This is a genomic window from Micromonospora radicis (assembly GCF_003583405.1).
Classification (GTDB): Bacteria; Actinomycetota; Actinomycetes; order Mycobacteriales; family Micromonosporaceae; genus Micromonospora; species Micromonospora radicis.
In genome coordinates this window covers 1-585 of sequence record NZ_QXEC01000070.1, presented here as the reverse complement: position 1 = coordinate 585, position 585 = coordinate 1, and the positions used below count along the sequence as shown (strand labels likewise).

Sequence of the window (585 nt, the reverse complement as noted above, 5' to 3'; positions counted from 1 at the left end):
TGGAGCTTTGTCATGAACACGATGCTGCGTAAGAGCGTGCTCGGTATCGCTGGACTGGCCTTCGCCGGTGGCGTGTTCGCCGGTCCGGTCGCCACCACCGTCGACGGCGCGGCACTGGCCGCGGGCAAGCCGGTGACCGCGACGCAGGCCGACAAGCCGGAGACCGGCAAGCTGATCCCGCACGGTGTGCAGGGCGCGCAGTCCCGGATCGAGTTGACCGACGAGCAGGTCGCGAACGCCAAGGCGATCGTCGCGGCGACGAAGAAGGCCGGCATGGACGAGCGTGCCGCGGTGGTGTCGATCGCCACCGCCCTGCAGGAGTCGAAGTTGGAGAACCTGGGTCACCTGGGTGACCGTAACGACCACGACTCGCAGGGTCTGTTCCAGCAGCGTCCGTCCAGTGGTTGGGGCACGGTGGAGCAGATCACCGATCCGGAGTACTCGACCCTGGCGTTCCTGAAGGGTTTGAAGCAGGTCGACGGGTGGCAGGACATGCCGCTGACCGTGGCCGCGCAGACGGTGCAGGTGTCGGCGTACCCGGATCACTACGCCCAGTGGGAGCAGCAGGCCGCTGACCTGGTCGCC

1 protein-coding gene is annotated in these 585 nt (G+C 67.5%); it reads left to right on the top strand.

Annotation, left to right across the window (positions count from 1 at the left end; translation table 11 throughout):
• Window positions 1-12 precede the first annotated feature (12 nt).
• A partial coding sequence (locus D2L64_RS26950) for a hypothetical protein (protein WP_119579999.1) occupies window positions 13-585 on the top strand: 573 nt, incomplete at its 3' end.